A 19007-nucleotide genomic window follows, 5' to 3' on the forward strand; every position below is an offset into this window, starting at 1 on the left:
TCCCACAGCGGTCCCACCCCGAGGAGTCCTCGTGTCGACGTCCCCTGCACCCCACGGCTCCGCACAACCCGCCCCTTCCGCTCCGACCCCTGCCATTCCGACCCCCGTCATTCCGGCCCCCACCTCTCCCGCCCCCACCTCCGTCCCGGCACCCGCCCCCGCCTCCGCATCCGATGTCCCGCCCTCCACATCCGACGGCCTCCCCTCCGCGTCCCACGCCCCGGCCTTCGGGGCCGACGCGCCGAGCTCCCGGTCCCACGCCTCCTCGTCCGACACCCCGGCCCCCGCGCCCGAACTGCTCGCGCCCCCCGAGCTGAACGCCGCCGCCTGGGCCCGGGCCTCCTCCCGCCTCATCGCCAAGCTCCTCGCCGAGTTCGCGTACGAGGAGGTCCTCGAACCCGTCCCGGTCGAAGACCAGGACGGTGACCCCGACCGCCACGCGCTGCGGCTGGACGACGGCACCACGCTCACCTTCCGCGCCCGCCGCGGCGCCTACGGCAGCTGGCGCGTCGCCGCCGACTCGATCGCCCACGAGGGCCGGCCCCTGACCGATCCCTTCGACCTCCTGGTCCGCGCCCGCGGCCTCCTCCGGCTCGACGGCGCCACCCTCGGTCACCTCATCCGCGAACTCTCCGCCACCCTCGCCGCCGACACCCGCCTCGACCACACGGCCCTCACCGCGGACCGCCTGGCCGAGCTCTCCTACGCGGAACTCGAAGGCCACCAGACCGGCCACCCCTGGCTCGTCCTCAACAAGGGACGCATCGGCTTCTCCGCCTCCGACACCGCCCGCTGGGCCCCCGAGGCGCGCCGCCCCGCCCGGCTGCCGTGGATCGCCGTCAGCCACCGCCTCGCCGCCTACCGGGGCGTCCCCGGCCTGGAAACCCCGGACCTCCTCTACACCCGGGAACTCGACCCCGAGGTCCGCGCCGCCTTCCGCGCCGCCCTCGCGGCCCGCGGCCACGCACCCGACGACTACCTCCTGCTCCCCGTCCACCCCTGGCAGTGGGACGAGGTCCTGCTCCCGCTCTACGCGCCGGCCGTCGCCGCCGGCGACATCGTCCCCCTCCCCACCGACGGCGACCTCCGTCTGCCGCAGCAGTCCGTCCGCACCTTCCTCAACACCAGCCGTCCCGACCGGCACACCGTCAAGCTCCCCCTCTCGGTGCTCAACACCCTCGTCTGGCGCGGGCTGCCCACCGAGCGCACCCTCGCCGCCCCCGCCGTGACCGCCTGGGTCCACGGACTGCGCGACGCCGACCCGTTCCTGCGGGACGAGTGCCGCGTGATCCTCCTCGGGGAGGTCGCCTCCGTCACCGTCGAGCACCCGTTGTACGACCGGCTGCCCGAAGTCCCGTACCAGTACAAGGAACTGCTCGGTGCGATCTGGCGGGAGCCCCTGGGACTGCCCCCGGGCGAGCGCGCCCGCACCCTCGCCGCCCTCCTGCACACCGACCCGGCCGGCCGGGCGTTCGTGGCCGAACTCGTCGAGCGCTCGGGACTCGCCCCCGCCGTCTGGCTCCAGCACCTCTTCACCGCTCTGCTCCCTCCCCTGCTGCACTTCCTCTACCGCTACGGCACCGTCTTCTCGCCCCACGGCGAGAACGCGATCGTCGTGTACGACGCCGACGACGTCCCCGTACGCCTGGCGATCAAGGACTTCGTCGACGATGTGAACATCAGTGCCCACCCGCTTCCCGAACACGCCACCCTTCCGGACGACGTGCGTGGCGTCCTGTTGACGGAGGAGCCCGGTTTCCTGACCCAGTTCATCCACTCGGGGCTCTTCGTCGGCGTCTTCCGCTACCTCGCACCGCTCTGCGAGGAGCAACTCGGCGTGCCCGAGGAGGACTTCTGGGCCCTCGTCCGCGCCGAGATCCTGCGGCACCAGGCGCGCTTCCCCGAGCTGAAGGAGCGCTTCGAACTCTTCGACCTCCTCACCCCCCGCATCGAGCGGCTCTGCCTCAACCGCAACCGTCTGCATCTGGACGGCTACCGGGACCGGTCCGAGCGCCCCCACGCGGCCGTCCACGGGACCGTTCCCAATCCGCTCGCATGACCGGGCTGTCAGCGCCGCCCCGTAGGGTGGGAGGGCTATGACGAAGCCATCCCTCCCCGACCTCCTCCATGCCGCCGTCTCCGCCGTCGGCGGCACGGAGCGGCCCGGCCAGGTCGCCATGGCCGAGGCCGTGGCCGAGGCCATCGACGACAACTCCCACCTCCTCGTCCAGGCCGGCACCGGCACCGGCAAGTCGCTCGGCTACCTCGTGCCGGCGCTGGCCCAGGGGGAGCGGGTCGTGGTGGCCACGGCCACCCTGGCGCTGCAGCGCCAGCTCGTCGAGCGCGACCTCCCCCGGACGGTCGACGCACTGCACCCGCAGCTGCGCCGGCGCCCGCAGTTCGCCATGCTCAAGGGCCGGTCGAACTACCTCTGCCTGCACCGGCTCCACGAAGGGGTGCCGCAGGACGAGGAGGAAGGCCTCTTCGACCCCTTCGAGGCGGCCGCGCCCACCAGCAAGCTGGGCCAGGACCTGATCCGTCTGCGGGACTGGTCGGACGAGACGGAGACCGGCGACCGGGACGACCTGACGCCGGGCGTCTCCGACCGGGCCTGGGCCCAGGTCTCGGTCTCCTCCCGGGAGTGCCTCGGCGCGAGCAAGTGCGCGTACGGGGCGGAGTGCTTCGCCGAGGCGGCCCGCGAGCGCGCCAAGCTCGCGGACGTCGTCGTCACCAACCACGCGCTGCTCGCCATCGACGCCATCGAGGGCGCCCCGGTGCTCCCGGAGCACGAGGTGCTGATCGTCGACGAGGCCCACGAGCTGGTCTCCCGCGTGACCGGCGTCGCCACCGGTGAGCTCACCCCGGGCCAGGTCAACCGCGCGGTGCGACGGTCCGCGAAGCTCGTGGACGAGAAGGTCGCCGACCAGCTCCAGACCGCCGCCGAGGGCTTCGAGCGGGTCATGGAGCTGGCGCTGCCGGGCCGGCTGGAGGAGATCCCGGAGGACCTCGCGTACGCCCTGATGGCGCTGCGGGACGCGGCCCGCGCCGTGATCACGGCCCTGGGCTCGACCCGCGACCGGTCCGTGCAGGACGAGGACGCCGTGCGCAAGCAGGCCATGGCCTCCGTGGAGACCGTCCACGGCGTCGCGGAGCGGATCACGCAGGGTTCCGAGTACGACGTCGTCTGGTACGAGCGGCACGACCGCTTCGGTGCCTCGTTGCGGGTCGCGCCGCTCACCGTCTCCGGTCTGCTCCGGGAGAAGCTGTTCACCGAGCGGTCCGTGGTGCTCGCCTCGGCCACGCTCAAGCTGGGCGGCGACTTCAACGGCGTCGGGGCCTCGCTCGGCCTCGCCCCCGAGGGCACCACCGGCGACGACCTGCCGGTCTGGAAGGGCATCGACGTCGGCTCGCCGTTCGACTACCCCCGGCAGGGCATCCTGTACGTCGCCAAGCACCTCTCCCGCCCCGCGCGCGACGGGGACCGGGGCGACATGCTCGACGAGCTCACCGAACTGATGCAGGCGGCCGGCGGGCGGACCCTGGGCCTCTTCTCCTCCATGCGCGCGGCGCAGCAGGCGGCGGAGGAGCTGCGGACCCGGATCCCGGAGCTGCCGATCCTGCTCCAGGGCGAGGACACCCTGGGCGAGCTGATCAAGAACTTCGCCGCCGACCCGAAGACCTGCCTCTTCGGCACGCTGTCGCTCTGGCAGGGCGTGGACGTCCCGGGTCCCAGCTGCCAGCTGGTCGTCATGGACAAGATCCCGTTCCCGCGCCCGGACGACCCGCTGATGAGCGCGCGCCAGAAGGCCGTCGAGGAGTCCGGGGGCAACGGCTTCATGGCGGTCGCGGCGACCCACGCCGCCCTGCTGATGGCGCAGGGCGCGGGCCGTCTCGTGCGGGCCACCGGCGACCGGGGCGTCGTGGCGGTCCTCGACCCCCGGCTCGCCACGGCCCGCTACGGCAGCTACCTCAAGGCCTCGCTGCCCGACTTCTGGTACACCACCGACCGCAACCAGGTGCGGAAGTCGCTCGCGGCCATCGACGCCGCCTCGAAGGCGGCGAGCGTCTGAGGGAGAAGGCGTCAGGCGTCTGAGAACGAGGACGGGGAGCGCCCGAGAACCGGGCCCGGACACGGCAGGGCCCCGGAACCGGCGCAGAGGGTTCCGGGGCCCGGTCAGAGCCGACGGGATGCGGTCACACCCGTCGCAGCACCGCCACGACCTTGCCGAGGATGGTGGCCTCGTCGCCGGGGATGGGCTGGTACGCGGCATTGTGCGGCAGCAGCCAGACGTGGCCGTCCTCGCGCTTGAAGCGCTTGACCGTGGCCTCGCCGTCCAGCATCGCGGCGACGATGTCGCCGTTCTCCGCGACGGGCTGGCGGCGGACGGTGACCCAGTCGCCGTCACAGATCGCGGCCTCGATCATCGAGTCGCCGACGACCTTCAGGACGAACAGCTCGCCGTCGCCGACCAGCTGCCGGGGGAGGGGGAAGACGTCCTCGACGGACTCCTCGGCCAGGATCGGACCGCCGGCGGCGATCCGGCCGACCAGCGGGACGTATGACGCGGCGGGCTTGCCGGTGGTGTCCGTGGGCTGGGTGCTGGGCTGGTCGGAGCCGCGGACCTCGTACGCCCGGGGGCGGTGCGGGTCGCGGCGCAGGAAGCCCTTGCGCTCCAGGGCCATGAGCTGGTGCGCCACGGAGGAGGTGCTGGAGAGGCCCACCGCCTGTCCGATCTCGCGCATCGACGGCGGGTAGCCGCGCCGCTGGACCGAGTCGCGGATGACCTCGATGACCCGGCGCTGCCGGTCGGTGAGGCCGGAGCTGTCGGCCCGGATGCCGGGAGGTCGCCCGGGGAGGGCGCGGGCGGGGCGCCCGGGCTCCTCGCCGTTCATGTTCACGTCACTCATGGCGTGCACCGCCTCGAGTCGGCCCTGGGAGCGGTCCTGGGCGGTGATGGTGGCACTGTCTGCGGTGGTGGTCACGTCGTCGGCCCCTCTCGAATGGTCTCCCTGGCTGGCACAACGGTAGTAGCTTTCGAAAGGTTGCGCCAAACACACGTTCGAGTGAAAATTCGCGGATTGCCCTACGCCTGTATGGGGAGAGGTGTATGCGTGCCGTGGTCGAGGGGGCACCTCGCCGCCGCCCCGAACCGGCTCTTCCGGTAGCCTTCGCGGCCGGGACGTGATCACCCGCGAACACCCGCGACCGGTCGGTGATCCCTTCGGTGTCCTACCCGACGGGGCGGAATCCCGGGAGCGGGCGCGCCGCGACACGCGGAAGACCCGGAAACGCCTCCAACCCAAGATCTAGTGGTTGGATGTCATCGGCCACCCAGGGGTAGTGGTCCCGGTCTGCCGGGGGTGCTCGCATCGCCTATGCTGGTGGTCGCTTCGCAGGGCCTTGACGGGTCGTGCGAGGCTCGTCAGTCGTGCCGTGAGGGAGGCTTTGGAACCAATGCACTGCCCCTTCTGCAGGCACCCCGACAGCCGTGTCGTCGACAGTCGCACCACCGACGACGGGACGTCCATCCGACGCCGTCGCCAGTGCCCCGACTGCTCCCGTCGTTTCACGACGGTGGAGACCTGCTCGCTCATGGTGGTGAAGCGTTCCGGCGTCACCGAGCCCTTCAGCCGTACCAAGGTCATCTCCGGCGTGCGCAAGGCGTGTCAGGGGCGACCGGTCACCGAGGACGCCCTCGCCAAGCTCGGCCAGCGGGTCGAGGAGGCGGTGCGCGCCACCGGCAGCGCCGAGCTGACCACCCACGACGTGGGCCTGGCGATCCTCGGCCCCCTGCGGGAGCTCGACCTCGTCGCGTACCTGCGCTTCGCGTCCGTCTACAAGGCCTTCGACAGCCTGGAGGACTTCGAGGCCGCCATCGCGGAGCTCCGCGTGCGGCCCCCCGTCGAGAACCCCGGGAGCGGCGCGACCCCAGAGGTCCCCGTTCCCGCCACCGCCGCCGACTGACCGGCGGTCCGGGCCGCACGACGGCCCGGTGCGACCGGCCGCCGTCGTGCGGCCCGGCAGACGTGCCCCGAACGGCCCTCCGGCCTTCGTGGCGGCAGTACTGAACGACGTACCAGAAGACGGTGCCCTGGGACTATCTGGGCGCCAAAGTGTGTTTTGCCCGTATATGGGAGGCGGCATGACAGAGACGGCGAGCGGCCCGGCACGTGGTTCCCGCACCAAGGGAGCCAAGTCGGCGAGCAAGGGCCTGCGCATCGAGCGCATCCACACCACCCCCGGCGTGCATCCGTACGACGAGGTGACGTGGGAGCGCCGGGACGTCGTCATGACCAACTGGCGCGACGGCTCGGTCAATTTCGAGCAGCGCGGCGTCGAGTTCCCCGACTTCTGGTCGGTGAACGCGGTCAACATCGTCACCAGTAAGTACTTCCGCGGCGCGGTCGGCACCCCGCAGCGCGAGACCGGTCTCAAGCAGCTCATCGACCGGATCGTGAAGACGTACACGAAGGCCGGCGAGGAGTACGACTACTTCGCCTCGCCCGCCGACGCCGAGATCTTCGAGCACGAGCTGGCCTACGCCCTCCTGCACCAGATCTTCAGCTTCAACTCGCCGGTCTGGTTCAACGTCGGCACCCCGCAGCCCCAGCAGGTCTCCGCCTGCTTCATCCTGTCCGTCGACGACTCCATGGAGTCCATCCTCGACTGGTACAAGGAAGAGGGCATGATCTTCAAGGGCGGCTCCGGCGCCGGCCTGAACCTCTCCCGCATCCGCTCCTCCAAGGAGCTGCTCTCCTCCGGCGGCAACGCCTCCGGCCCGGTCTCCTTCATGCGCGGCGCCGACGCCTCCGCCGGCACGATCAAGTCGGGCGGCGCCACCCGCCGCGCGGCCAAGATGGTCATCCTCGACGTCGACCACCCCGACATCGAGGACTTCATCGAGACCAAGGTCAAGGAGGAGGAGAAGATCCGCGCCCTCCGTGACGCGGGCTTCGACATGGACCTGGGCGGCGACGACATCACGTCCGTCCAGTACCAGAACGCCAACAACTCCGTCCGCGTGAACGACGCGTTCATGAAGGCCGTCGAGACCGGCGGGAAGTTCGGCCTGCGCGCCCGCATGACCGGCGAGGTCATCGAGGAGGTCGACGCCAAGGCGCTCTTCCGCAAGATGGCCGAGGCCGCGTGGGCCTGCGCCGACCCGGGCATCCAGTACGACGACACGATCAACCGCTGGCACACCTGCCCCGAGTCCGGCCGCATCAACGGCTCGAACCCGTGCAGCGAGTACATGCACCTGGACAACACGTCCTGCAACCTCGCCTCGCTGAACCTGATGAAGTTCCTCAAGGACGACGGCAAGGGCAACCAGTCCTTCGACGTCGAGCGCTTCGCCAAGGTCGTCGAGCTCGTCATCACCGCGATGGACATCTCCATCTGCTTCGCCGACTTCCCCACCCAGAAGATCGGCGAGAACACCCGCGCCTTCCGCCAGCTCGGCATCGGCTACGCCAACCTCGGCGCCCTCCTGATGGCGACCGGCCACGCGTACGACTCCGACGGCGGCCGCGCCCTCGCCGGCGCCATCACCTCCCTGATGACCGGCACCTCGTACAAGCGCTCCGCCGAACTCGCCGCCGTCGTCGGCGCGTACGACGGCTACGCCCGCAACGCCGAGCCGCACCAGCGCGTCATGAAGCAGCACGCCGACGCCAACACCGCGGCCGTCCGCGTGGACGACCTGGACTCCACGATCTGGGCCGCCGCCACGGAGGCCTGGCAGGACGTGATCCGCCTCGGCGCCAAGAACGGCTTCCGCAACGCCCAGGCCTCGGTCATCGCCCCCACCGGCACCATCGGTCTCGCGATGTCCTGCGACACCACCGGCCTGGAGCCCGACCTCGCCCTGGTCAAGTTCAAGAAGCTCGTCGGCGGCGGCTCCATGCAGATCGTCAACGGCACCGTCCCGCAGGCCCTGCGCCGCCTGGGCTACCAGGAGGAGCAGATCGAGGCGATCGTCGCCCACATCGCCGAGCACGGCAACGTGATCGACGCCCCGAGCCTCAAGACCGAGCACTACGAGGTCTTCGACTGCGCCATGGGCGAGCGCTCCATCTCCGCGATGGGCCACGTCCGTATGATGGCCGCCATCCAGCCGTGGATCTCGGGCGCCCTCTCCAAGACCGTGAACCTGCCGGAGACGGCCACGGTCGAGGACGTCGAGGAGGTCTACTTCGAGGCCTGGAAGATGGGCGTCAAGGCGCTCGCGATCTACCGCGACAACTGCAAGGTCGGCCAGCCGCTCTCCGCCAAGAAGAAGGAGAACGAGAAGGCCGAGGTGACCGCGAAGTCCGAGGCGACGATCCGCGAGGCCGTCGAGAAGGTCGTCGAGTACCGCCCGGTCCGCAAGCGCCTGCCCAAGGGCCGCCCGGGGATCACCACCTCCTTCACCGTCGGTGGCGCCGAGGGCTACATGACCGCCAACTCCTACCCGGACGACGGTCTCGGCGAGGTCTTCCTGAAGATGTCGAAGCAGGGTTCGACCCTGGCCGGCATGATGGACGCCTTCTCCATCGCCGTCTCCGTCGGCCTCCAGTACGGCGTCCCGCTGGAGACGTACGTCTCGAAGTTCACCAACATGCGCTTCGAGCCGGCCGGCATGACGGACGACCCGGACGTGCGGATGGCACAGTCGATCGTCGACTACATCTTCCGCCGCCTGGCGCTCGACTTCCTGCCCTTCGAGACCCGGTCCGCCCTCGGCATCCACTCGGCCGAGGAGCGCCAGCGCCACCTGGACACCGGCTCGTACGAGCAGCCCGAGGACGACGAGGTCGACGTCGAGGGCCTGGCCCAGTCGGCGCCCCGCACCCCGGAGCTGAAGGCCGTCGCCACCGCCCCGGCCCCGAAGGCCGAGGTCCCCGCCCCGAAGCAGGCCCACACCTCGGCGGAGCTCGTCGAGATGCAGCTCGGCATCAGCGCCGACGCCCCGCTCTGCTTCTCCTGCGGCACGAAGATGCAGCGGGCCGGCTCCTGCTACATCTGCGAGGGCTGCGGCTCCACCAGCGGCTGCAGCTGATCCGCCCGTGAGAGGGGCGTCGACCGACCGGTCGGCGCCCCTTTCGCGCACCCCCGCTTCCGTGGTCGGCGGGGTCAGGCGACCGGAGAGCCCAGAAGGGCGCCGAAGGTCTGGGGGTCGGCGTCGAAGCCGCACGGGATCGGGCGGTACGACCAGCTGTCCGGTCCGGTGCGGGTGAACTCCACGACCGTCGCCGCCAGGGCGTCCGGGACGTCCGCGAAGTCGTGGGTCAGGAGGTCCGTGTAGCCCTCGCGGACCCGCACGCCCGTGCTCGCTATGTCACCGAAGGACAGCCGTCCGCCGCTCTGCTGTATGGCCACGCCCACCACCACGCGCGCGTACCTCGGTGCCAGCCGGTCCAGCTCCACGGTCATGGCCTCGTCGTAGCCGAACCCCTGGCCCGTACGGCTGTCGCGGTGGAGCGTGATCGTGCCGTCCGGGGAGCGGCTGCCGAAGTGCACCAGCTGGGCCGGCGCGCCGTGCGGGTCGTCGGCGGTGAAGACGCCGGCGACGAGGTCCAGGTCGTGGGCCGGGGCACCGGCCGGGGCGGGATCCCACTTGAGCGTCACCTCGACGCGTCCCACCCCTTTGTTGAGTCCGCTCATGGTGCTTCCCCTCTCCGCGCGCGCCCCCGCGCACGCCTCGCCTCGTACCGTCGACCCGTTCGAAGAGCCCTTGGTCGCGTGCCGATCACTCATGGTGTCATGCGTCTACGACAGGGGGGTCGGCGCCGAAGGGGGAGAACGGTGCGGGGAGCGGTGACGAGCCGGATCTCGACGCCTCTCTGGCTCGAATCGAGCGGGTCGCCGGAGGAACGGTGAACCCGGCGGTGACGAGGGGCCCCTGACGGACCTTCACGCGCGCGTGCCCGGGGCTTTCCGTTCGAGAGCGAGGGGAGCGCGCGGGCCCGGGGCGCGTGCGCCCGCCGGGGACTGCCGGGGTGCTCTCCGGCCCCGTACGATGGCGCGGTGCTGGTCAAGTGGATTCGCTGCACCGTGGTGGACCGTCGAGGGTTCGAGCGGGGGCAGCGGAAATGGGCGGGGCTGCTCGGTGAGCCGGGGTTCCGGGGGCAGGGCGGCGGATGGAGCCGGGGTCGGCCGGACGTCGCCCACATCTTCGCGTTCTGGGAGAGCCGGGCCTTCTACGACTCCTTCATGGCGCGCTCGCACGACCGGCTCGCGGCGTCGCAGGTGGGCACGTTCCGCAACGGCCAGGTCAAGCTGTTCGACCACCGCTTCGACGTGAAGACGGGATTCGAGCCGCGCTTCGCCGACGCCGACGTGGCGCGGGTGGCGCACTGCCGTGTCCACGAGGACCGCGCCGAGCACTTCGCGCTCATGCAGGAGAAGGTGTGGAACCCCGCGATGGCCGGATCCCCCGGCATGCTGCGGGGCATGTTCGGCGAGGCGCCCGGCAGCGAGTTCCTGGTCCTCTCGATGTGGCAGTCCACCGCCGAGCACGGCAAGTACCGGGAGGAGCGGGTGGAGCGGCTCGGTCTGCGGGCCCGGACCGCGGCCGACGTGGCGGCGCTGAACGGGGACGTGGTGCGGCTCGAACCGTCCTGGACGGTCTGAGGACGTCCGTCGTCCGTGCCCTGCGAGAACCCCTCCCGCACCCCCTCGGTCGAGCCTTCCGAAGAGCGGCGATCTAGGGTCGGGGTATGGCACGACCGCGGCGCATCGTCCTCGTACGACACGGAGAGTCCGAGGGCAATGCCGATGACACGGTGTACGAACGGGAGCCCGACCACGCCCTGCGGCTCACCGGGACCGGGTGGCGACAGGCGGAGGAGACGGGGGAGCGGCTGAGGGAGCTCTTCGGCGAGGAGGCGGTCAGCGTCTACGTCTCGCCGTACCGGCGCACCCACGAGACCCTTCGCGCCTTCCGGCTCTCCCCGGACCAGGTCCGGATCCGCGAGGAGCCGCGCCTGCGGGAGCAGGACTGGGGCAACTGGCAGGACAGGGAGGACGTACGCCTCCAGAAGGCCTACCGCGACGCGTACGGGCACTTCTTCTACCGCTTCGCCCAGGGGGAGTCGGGCGCGGACGTCTACGACCGCGTCGGGGCCTTCCTGGAGAGCCTGTACCGCAGCTTCGAGGCGCCCGACCACCCGCCCAACGTCCTCCTCGTCACCCACGGACTGACCATGCGCCTCTTCTGCATGCGCTGGTTCCACTGGACGGTCGCGGACTTCGAGTCGCTGTCGAACCCGGGCAACGCCGAGACGCGCGTCCTCCTGCTCGGCGAGGACGGGAGGTACCGTCTGGACAGGCCGTTCGAACGCTGGCGTACCCCGGAACCGTACGGACGCACCGGATAGAGTGGCAGACCGATGACCGCTGACTCCTCACCCGACCGGCGCTTCGACCGCGCCCTGGCCAGCCTGCGCGGGCTGTCCGTGGGAGACGCCCTGGGCTCCCAGTTCTTCGTACCCGTCCACTACCCCCTCCTGAAGCGGCGCGAGCTGCCGCCCGGACCCTGGCAGTGGACCGACGACACCGAGATGGCCTGTTCCGTCCTGGCCGTCCTCGCGCGACACGACCGGATCGACCAGGACGCCCTGGCCCTGTCCTTCGCGCACCACCACGACTTCGACCGGGGCTACGGCCCGGCGGTCAACCGGATGCTCAGGCTCATCCGGGAGGGCGGCGACTGGCGGGAGCTGGCCGCCGCGCTCTTCAAGGGGCAGGGCTCCTGGGGGAACGGCGCCGCGATGCGGATCGCCCCGCTCGGAGCCTGGTACGCGGACGATCCCGAGCAGGCGACCCACCAGGCCGAGATCTCCGCGTACACGACGCACCAGCACCGCGAGGCCGTGGTGGGCGCCATGGCCGTCGCCGCCGCGGCCGCCCTCGCCGCCGACCCCGCCGGGCCGCCCACGCCCGAGGCGCTGCTCGACGGGGTGATCGCCCTGGTGCCGCGCAGCGCGGTCGGAGCGGGTCTGCGCAGGGCCCGCGACATGCTCGACTACGGCGACCCCGGCACGGTCGCCGCCGTGCTCGGCAGCGGACGGCGCACGAGCGCGCACGACACGGTCCCCTTCGCCCTCTGGTCGGCCGCGCGGGCGCTCGGCGACTTCGAGCGGATGTTCTGGACGACCGCGCAGGTCGGCGGCGACGTCGACACGACCTGTGCCATCGCGGGGGGCGTGGTGGCCGCCACGGCGGCCGGCGCGCCGCCGGCGGACTGGCTGGCGCAGACCGAGGAACTTCCGGAGTGGGTCCCCGCCGCGGTCTCCTGAGACCGTGATCCGGTCTCATCGGGCCCGGCGGGCGATGCCTGCCGGGCCCGGCTGCTCCTTTCGGCTTCGCGCATGCGATTCTTCGGCTGCGGTCAGGAGCTGGTGTCCGGCATTTCGCCGTGACCCGTCCTTTTGATCGTCTCCTTTTCCAGCAGGGGAGATGAGGGGTGAAGGTGACCTGCCGCTCCTGATCTCCTCCGTTCCGATGGTGTGCTGTTGCTGGATGTGCGGAAGCGAATCCAGGAAGGGCTGGGGCGCGGTGGTGTCGGGGCCGGGGCGCGGTGTGGCGGGGCTCCTCGGGAGCTTGGCGGGAATCCGGGTATCGCGGGCGGTGCCGGGCGGCGTAACCTGTCTGGCGCCATGCCGTACGAACCCCCCACCCACACCGTCGAGCGATCGCTCCGAGCCACCACCGGAGCCAGGATCGTCGCCGGAGTCGACGAAGTCGGGCGCGGGGCGTGGGCCGGTCCCGTCACGGTCTGCGCGGCCGTCACCGGACTGCGCCGGCCCCCCGAAGGGCTCACCGACTCCAAGCTGATCACCCCCAGGCGCCGTGCCACCCTCGCGGTGGAACTGGAGCAGTGGGTCACGGCGTACGCGCTCGGCGACGCCTCCCCGCAGGAGATCGACGACCTCGGGATGACCGCGGCGCTGCGGCTCGCGGCGATCCGGGCCCTCGAAGGCCTCCCCGTGCGGCCCGACGCGGTGATCCTCGACGGCAAGCACGACTACCTCGGCGGCCCCTGGCAGGTCCGTACGGTGATCAAGGGCGACCAGTCCTGCATCGCCGTGTCCGCCGCCTCCGTCCTCGCGAAGGTCCGCCGGGACACCCTCATGGCGGAGCTGGAGGCCGGGACCGGGGCGGGGGAGTACGCGCCGTACGCCTTCGGCGCCAACGCGGGCTACCCCTCGCCGGTCCACCGGGCCGCCCTCGAAGAGCTGGGCCCCACTCCGCACCACCGGCTCTCCTGGTCCTACCTGGACGCGCTGCCCCGGTGGCGCCACCTCAAGAAGGTCCGCCTCTCCGTCGAGGCGGCCGCGCTGGAAAGCGGGGGCCAACTCGGCTTCGACTTCTGAACTTCCGGTCACGGGGCCGCCGAAGGGCTGCTCACGCGCCCGGGGTGCACCTGTGTGCCCACCCGCCGATGCCCCGCGCAGCGGCGTTTGATAGACATCCACCCATGCCTCTCATCCCCGAGGAGCCTCAGATTCACGAGAGCGCCCAGGGTCCCCGCGCCACCGCGGCCGCCGGCCGCCCCGCGTCGACCCCCCGTCCCGTACCCGGTCCGCGTTCCGCGGCCTCCCCGCGCCCCGGACGTCCCGTTCCCGGACCCGCCCGGCCCGCGCCCCCGAAGCCGCGCCCCGCGCCCGGGAAGACCCCGGCCGGTGGCACGGAGAATCGTTCCGACCAGCGGTCCGCCCCGCAGCTCCAGCTGATCCCGGCCCCCGTCGACGGCGCGCTCGACGCCGCCGAGGAGGCCCTGGACCTGCTCCTGGAGAGCGGCCGGGCCCCCGGCGAGGTCCTGGTCCTCACCACCGGCGAGCAGCACCCGTGGGCGGCGCACGAGCTGTCCTTCGGCGAAGCCGCCTACTGGGCCCAGCAGGAGACCGGCGACGACGTGTTCTTCGCCGACGCCTCCGCCGTGGAGCGGGCCGCCTCCCGGCCCGTGGTGATCGTCGCCGTCAACGGCGGGGACGAGGGGGCGACCGCCCGTGCCCTGCCGGCGGCGATGGCCCGCGCGGGCGTGCTGCTCGTCGTCTGCGGCGACCCGCAGCGCATCACGGAGCTCCTCGGAGTGGGCGCCGGCGTCTGACCGGCGATCGGCCGACCGCCGACCGTCGACAGGTCGGCCGATAGACCGACCTGTCGCCGATCGGTCGATCAGCGACCGACCGATCGACCGATCCTCCGTCGGGCCTTACCGGGCCCGGCGGAGGCCGGTGGCGCTCCGGTGCCGTTTCGTCTTCGTCCGCGGCGCCCGTGCGATCAGCGCGCGGCGGCGCGGCGCAGCGGTTCGGCCGCGCCGCTCGCGGTCCTCGGCGTGATCAGGCCGAACTCGGCCGGCCCCTCGCCGAGCGGCACGGGGAGCGAGTCGGAACTCGGCCGACGGCCTCCCCGGCCCTCGCCGAGCACCTGCCAGCCCCCTCGGGTCAGCGTGATGTACGCGCCGCAGCGCAGCCCGTGCAGCGTGCAGGCGTCCCGGAGCCCCCACATCCAGGCCCCGTCCTCCTCCGTCCAGCGCTCGTCGCCTTCGCGGCAGTACAGCAGCACCGCAGTCCGTACGGGAGTGCGTCTCCGGAGGTCGTGCGGAATGACGCGCCGCAGGTGCGCCAGGAGCGCGTTGCGGAACTCCCAGCCGTCCGCCGGCGCGGAGCGGCGGACGAACGAGGCGCTCGCGGCGATCCGCTCCTCGTGGTCCAGGACCGCGAGGACCGCCGTCGCGGGCGTGGGCGCGTGACGGGAGTGCAGGCCGCCGACGACCTCGCGCGGATTGCGCAGCAGGGGGATTCCCGCCGCGGCCCACTCGGAGGGTTCGAGTATCCGGGCGAGGCGGCTGGCGGACCCGGACGACGATCTGAGCGAGGCGGCTGTGGGCGGAGCGAATCCGAGGGTCACGGTCCTCCCTTCGGATACGCGCCCGCTGGGCGGGCAAGGTCGGGTGAGGGCGCACCACGGCACAGTCCTTCCGGACCGCTGACGGGCCTTGTGGGGCGGTGGTCCAATTCTTGCGGGCCCGTGCGCGAGCGGCAATGAGCAATTGAGGCCGCTGACGGGAATGCGTTGGTATGCCACTCATATCCCTGCCCAGTTGCCCATTGTTCACTCCCCGTTCGTCCGACGGTTTCCTCTCCACGCGGCGGGCACCCCGCGGGCACCAGCGGAAACACCCCTTCCGCTCGTGGACGGGCCGTCACGCTGGGTGAGTTCGCCGATTGTCAGTGGCATCGGGTTGCATGGAGGCATGGACAACCTGGAGCTCCGCGCCGAAGCCGATGCCGTCCTCGCCGAGCTGGTCGGCGCCCCCGAGGGGACGGCGCGACTGCGGGAGGACCAGTGGCTGGCGGTGGCCGCCCTGGTGGAGGAGCGACGGCGGGCCCTGGTGGTGCAGCGCACCGGCTGGGGCAAGTCGGCGGTCTACTTCGTCGCCACCGCCCTGCTGCGCCGCCGCGGTTCGGGACCCACCGTGATCATCTCGCCGCTGCTCGCGCTCATGCGGAACCAGGTCGAGGCGGCGGAGCGGGCCGGCATCCGGGCGCGCACCATCAACTCGGCCAACCCCGAGGAGTGGGACACGATCTACGACGAGGTCGAGCGCGGCGAGACCGACGTCCTCCTCGTCAGTCCGGAGCGCCTCAACTCCGTGGACTTCCGCGAGCAGGTACTCCCGAAACTCGCGGCCACCACGGGTCTCCTGGTGGTCGACGAGGCGCACTGCATCTCCGACTGGGGCCACGACTTCCGCCCCGACTACCGCCGGCTGCGCACCATGCTCACCGAGCTCGCTCCCGGGGTGCCGGTCCTCGCCACCACCGCGACCGCCAACGCCCGGGTGACCGCGGACGTGGCCGAGCAGCTCGGCACCGGAGCCGGCGAGGCGCTGGTGCTGCGCGGCTCCCTGGAGCGCGAGAGCCTGCGGCTCGGCGTGGTCCGGCTGCCGGACGCCGCGCACCGGCTGGCCTGGCTCGCCGAGCACCTGAACGAACTGCCGGGCTCCGGGATCGTCTACACGCTGACGGTCGCCGCCGCCGAGGAGGCCACGGCCTTCCTGCGCCAGCGCGGTTTCCCCGTCGCCTCCTACACGGGCCGCACGGAGAACGCCGACCGCCTCCAGGCCGAGGCCGACCTCCAGGAGAACCGGGTCAAGGCGCTCGTGGCGACCTCGGCCCTCGGCATGGGCTTCGACAAGCCCGACCTCGGCTTCGTGATCCACCTCGGCTCGCCGTCCTCCCCGATCGCCTACTACCAGCAGGTGGGCCGGGCCGGCCGTGGTGTGGAGCACGCCGAGGTGCTGATGCTGCCGGGCAAGGAGGACGAGGCGATCTGGCGCTACTTCGCCGACACCGCCTTCCCGCCCGAGACGCAGGTCCGCCAGACCCTGGCGGCCCTCGCCGACGCGGGACGACCGCTGTCCGTGCCCGCCCTGGAGGCGGCGGTCGACCTGCGGCGCACCCGCCTGGAGACGATGCTCAAGGTCCTCGACGTGGACGGCGCCGTACGCCGGGTCAAGGGCGGCTGGGAGAGCACCGGGCGGCCCTGGACGTACGACACCGAGCGGTACGCGTGGGTGGCGCGGCAGCGGGCCGCCGAGCAGCAGGCCATGCGCGACTACGTGAGCGCCTCCGGATGCCGGATGGAGTTCCTGCGCCGACAGCTGGACGACGAGGGCGCGGCCCCGTGCGGCCGCTGCGACAACTGCGCGGGAGCCTGGGCCGACACCTCCGTGTCGCCGGAGACGCTGACGGGCGCGACCAGGGAACTGGACCGCCCGGGCGTGGAGGTCGAGCCGCGCCGGATGTGGCCGACCGGCATGCCCGCCCTGGGGATCGAACTCAAGGGCCGCATCCCCGCCGGAGAGCAGTGCTCCACCGGAAGGGCCCTGGGCAGGCTCTCGGACATCGGCTGGGGCAACCGCCTGCGTCCCCTCCTCGCGGAGAACGCGCCGGACGGGCCGGTCCCGGACGACGTCCTCAAGGCCGCGGTGGCGGTCCTCGCCGACTGGGCGCGCTCCCCGGGCGGCTGGGCGCCGGACGTCCAGGACGCCTCCGCCCGGCCGGTGGGCGTCGTCGCCGTACCGTCCCTGGCCCGCCCGCAACTGGTCGGCTCCCTCGCCCGGGGCATCGCGGACATCGGCCGCCTCCCCTACCTGGGCACCCTGACCTACACCGGGCCGGACGGCGCGCACGCGGTGCGCCGCAGCAACTCCGCACAGCGCCTCAGGGCACTCTCCGGCGCCTTCGCCGTCTCCGAGGAGCTGTCCGGTGCCCTGGCGGCCGCCCCCGGCCCCGTGCTGCTCGTGGACGACTTCACCGACTCCGGCTGGACCCTCGCGGTCGCCGCCCGGCTGCTCCGCCGAGCGGGCGCCGCGCAGGTGCTCCCCCTGGTCCTCGCCGCGGCCGGCTGACCCTTGGCCCCGCCGGATGCCTCGGACCGGGCCGGAGCGCCCGGCCCGGCAGGCGCCTCCGGTCACGGCAGGAGCGCCGTCACCGACTCCACCGTGTCCGCGTCCCCCGGGAGCTTGTCCTCGCGGTAGCGGACCACACGGGCGAAGCGGAGGGTGACGCCGGCGGGGTAGCGGGTGGAGCGCTGGACGCCGTCGAAGGCGATCTCGACGACCAGTTCGGGGCGCACGGTGACGCCCCAGGGCTCCTCCGTGACCGCCAGCTTCCTCAGGCGCTCGGTCTGCCAGGCGAGCAGGGCGTCGGTCAGGCCCTTGAACGTCTTCCCCAGCATGGCGAAGGAGCCGTCGGCCGCCCGCGCGCCCAGGTGCAGGTTGGACAGCGTCCCGGTGCGCCGGCCGTGGCCCCACTCGGCGCCGAGGACCACCAGGTCCAGGGTGTGCACCGGCTTCACCTTCAGCCAGGAGGCGCCCCGGCGCCCCGCGCTGTAGGCCGCGTCGAGGGACTTCACGACCACACCCTCGTGGCCCCGTTCGAGCGCCGCCGCGGCGAACGCCGCCGCGGCCGCGCGCTCCTCCGGATCGGCCGGGTCCGCCACCACGAGGCGACGCACGCGCTGTGCCTCGGGCACCAACCGGTCGAGCAGCGAACGCCGTTCGGCGGCCGGGGTGGCGAGCAGGTCCTCGCCGTCGGCGTACAGCACCTCGAAGAAGACCGGGGAAAGCGGCACCGTCGTCTGCGCACCCGCCACGTCGAGGGTGGAGCCGGTCCGTCCGGACGTCTCCTGGAACGGCCGCGGCCGCCCCCGCTCGTCGAAGGCCAGCAGCTCCCCGTCCAACACCACCTGCCGCACCGGGAGCGCGCGGACCAGCGCCACCACCTCGGGGGTCCGGTCGGTGATGTCGGCGAGCGTACGGGTGAAGACGCGCACGTCGTCACCGTCGCGGTGCACCTGGATGCGGATGCCGTCGAGCTTCTCCTCCAGGGCACAGGGCCCGGTCCTGGCGAGGGCCTCGTCGACGTCCTTGGCGGTGTGGGCCAGCATCGGCAGTACCGGACGTCCCACCGTGAGCCGGAACCCGGCGAGGGCGGAAGGGCCTCGGGAGAGCAGCACCTCGGCGACGGCGGCCGGCGAACCGCTCAGCATGACCGCCTGCCGGACGTCGGCGACCGGCGCTCCGGCCGCCGAGGCGAGGCCTTCCACGGCCACGGCGTCGAGGGCACCCTGCCGCAACTCCCCGCTGATCAGCCGGAAGAGGAACCGCTGCTCCTCCTCGGTGGCCGCGCCCATCAGCTCGTCGAGGAGCCTCTTCCGCTCGCCCTGCGCCCCCTTGCCGGACACGGCGGCGATCCGGGTGAGGAGCGCGTCGACCTCCCGCACCCCGAGCCGCGGCTCGACGGCGGGTTCCCGCCGCTCCTTGAGTGCGCTCCAGCCGACGCCGATCCTGCGCTGGGGCAGCCGCCCGGCCATATACATGATCACGACGGGGGCGTCCGCGGGGTCGGCCGCCCGGAACAGCTCGGCCAGCAACGCGACCTTCTCCGTACGCGCGGAGGCGGCACCGATGTCCCGGGACGCCCGTGCGATGTCGGCGAGTCTCATGCGG

Annotated in this window: 14 protein-coding genes; 10 read left to right on the top strand and 4 right to left on the bottom strand. The window is 72.4% G+C overall.

The window, feature by feature from the left end; genetic code table 11:
* The first annotated feature begins 295 nt into the window (after positions 1 to 295).
* Positions 296 to 2059 (top strand): IucA/IucC family protein, encoded by a 1764-nt coding sequence (locus ACWGSR_RS24200; protein ID WP_453568978.1) that lies wholly within the window; start codon positions 296 to 298, stop codon positions 2057 to 2059.
* Between the two features lie 37 nt (positions 2060 to 2096).
* Positions 2097 to 4070 carry an ATP-dependent DNA helicase gene (locus ACWGSR_RS24205; RefSeq protein WP_376237700.1) on the top strand — a complete coding sequence of 658 codons (1974 nt, stop codon included), beginning with the start codon at positions 2097 to 2099 and terminating at the stop codon, positions 4068 to 4070.
* A gap of 124 nt (positions 4071 to 4194) precedes the next feature.
* On the opposite strand, the gene lexA is transcribed toward ACWGSR_RS24205, so the two are convergent.
* Positions 4195 to 4983 carry a transcriptional repressor LexA gene (lexA, locus tag ACWGSR_RS24210; protein WP_053648539.1) on the bottom strand — a complete coding sequence of 263 codons (789 nt, stop codon included), beginning with the start codon at positions 4981 to 4983 and terminating at the stop codon, positions 4195 to 4197.
* Between the two features lie 472 nt (positions 4984 to 5455).
* Here lexA and nrdR point away from each other — a divergent pair, with 472 nt between their 5' ends.
* Complete coding sequence (gene nrdR, locus ACWGSR_RS24215; protein ID WP_030220839.1) at positions 5456 to 5965, top strand: transcriptional regulator NrdR; 510 nt, start codon at positions 5456 to 5458, stop codon at positions 5963 to 5965.
* Between the two features lie 178 nt (positions 5966 to 6143).
* Entirely contained in the window at positions 6144 to 9041 is a 2898-nt protein-coding gene (locus tag ACWGSR_RS24220) for a vitamin B12-dependent ribonucleotide reductase (protein ID WP_376237695.1), read from the top strand.
* Between the two features lie 74 nt (positions 9042 to 9115).
* Here the strand turns inward: ACWGSR_RS24220 and ACWGSR_RS24225 are convergent, their stop codons facing one another.
* Complete coding sequence (locus ACWGSR_RS24225) at positions 9116 to 9646, bottom strand: TerD family protein (RefSeq protein ID WP_376237692.1); 531 nt, start codon at positions 9644 to 9646, stop codon at positions 9116 to 9118.
* Between the two features lie 363 nt (positions 9647 to 10009).
* Between ACWGSR_RS24225 and ACWGSR_RS24230 the strand changes: the two genes are divergently transcribed.
* From ACWGSR_RS24230 to ACWGSR_RS24250, 5 genes are all read left to right on the top strand, one after another.
* A complete protein-coding gene (locus ACWGSR_RS24230; protein ID WP_376237690.1) occupies positions 10010 to 10615 on the top strand; it encodes a YdbC family protein in 606 nt (201 codons plus the stop codon).
* Positions 10616 to 10701: 86 nt separating this feature from the next.
* Entirely contained in the window at positions 10702 to 11361 is a 660-nt protein-coding gene (locus ACWGSR_RS24235) for a histidine phosphatase family protein (protein ID WP_376237688.1), read from the top strand.
* Positions 11362 to 11373: 12 nt separating this feature from the next.
* On the top strand, positions 11374 to 12282 hold the full coding sequence (locus tag ACWGSR_RS24240) for an ADP-ribosylglycohydrolase family protein (protein WP_376237685.1): 909 nt from the start codon (positions 11374 to 11376) through the stop codon (positions 12280 to 12282).
* Between the two features lie 360 nt (positions 12283 to 12642).
* Positions 12643 to 13359 (top strand): ribonuclease HII, encoded by a 717-nt coding sequence (locus ACWGSR_RS24245; RefSeq protein WP_376237683.1) that lies wholly within the window; start codon positions 12643 to 12645, stop codon positions 13357 to 13359.
* A gap of 104 nt (positions 13360 to 13463) precedes the next feature.
* Positions 13464 to 14096: a hypothetical protein gene (locus ACWGSR_RS24250; RefSeq protein ID WP_453568886.1), complete on the top strand. Its 633-nt coding sequence runs from the start codon at positions 13464 to 13466 to the stop codon at positions 14094 to 14096.
* Positions 14097 to 14269: 173 nt separating this feature from the next.
* On the opposite strand, the gene ACWGSR_RS24255 is transcribed toward ACWGSR_RS24250, so the two are convergent.
* Positions 14270 to 14899 (bottom strand): hypothetical protein, encoded by a 630-nt coding sequence (locus tag ACWGSR_RS24255; protein WP_453568888.1) that lies wholly within the window; start codon positions 14897 to 14899, stop codon positions 14270 to 14272.
* A 346-nt stretch (positions 14900 to 15245) separates the two neighbouring features.
* Here ACWGSR_RS24255 and ACWGSR_RS24260 point away from each other — a divergent pair, with 346 nt between their 5' ends.
* Positions 15246 to 17405: a RecQ family ATP-dependent DNA helicase gene (locus ACWGSR_RS24260; RefSeq protein ID WP_453568890.1), complete on the top strand. Its 2160-nt coding sequence runs from the start codon at positions 15246 to 15248 to the stop codon at positions 17403 to 17405.
* Positions 17406 to 17467: 62 nt separating this feature from the next.
* Here the strand turns inward: ACWGSR_RS24260 and ACWGSR_RS24265 are convergent, their stop codons facing one another.
* Positions 17468 to 19003, bottom strand: a complete 1536-nt coding sequence (locus ACWGSR_RS24265; RefSeq protein WP_453568892.1) for an ATP-dependent DNA ligase — start codon at positions 19001 to 19003, stop codon at positions 17468 to 17470.
* Positions 19004 to 19007 lie beyond the last annotated feature (4 nt).

The sequence above is a fragment of the Streptomyces sp. NPDC055632 genome, assembly GCF_053618675.1.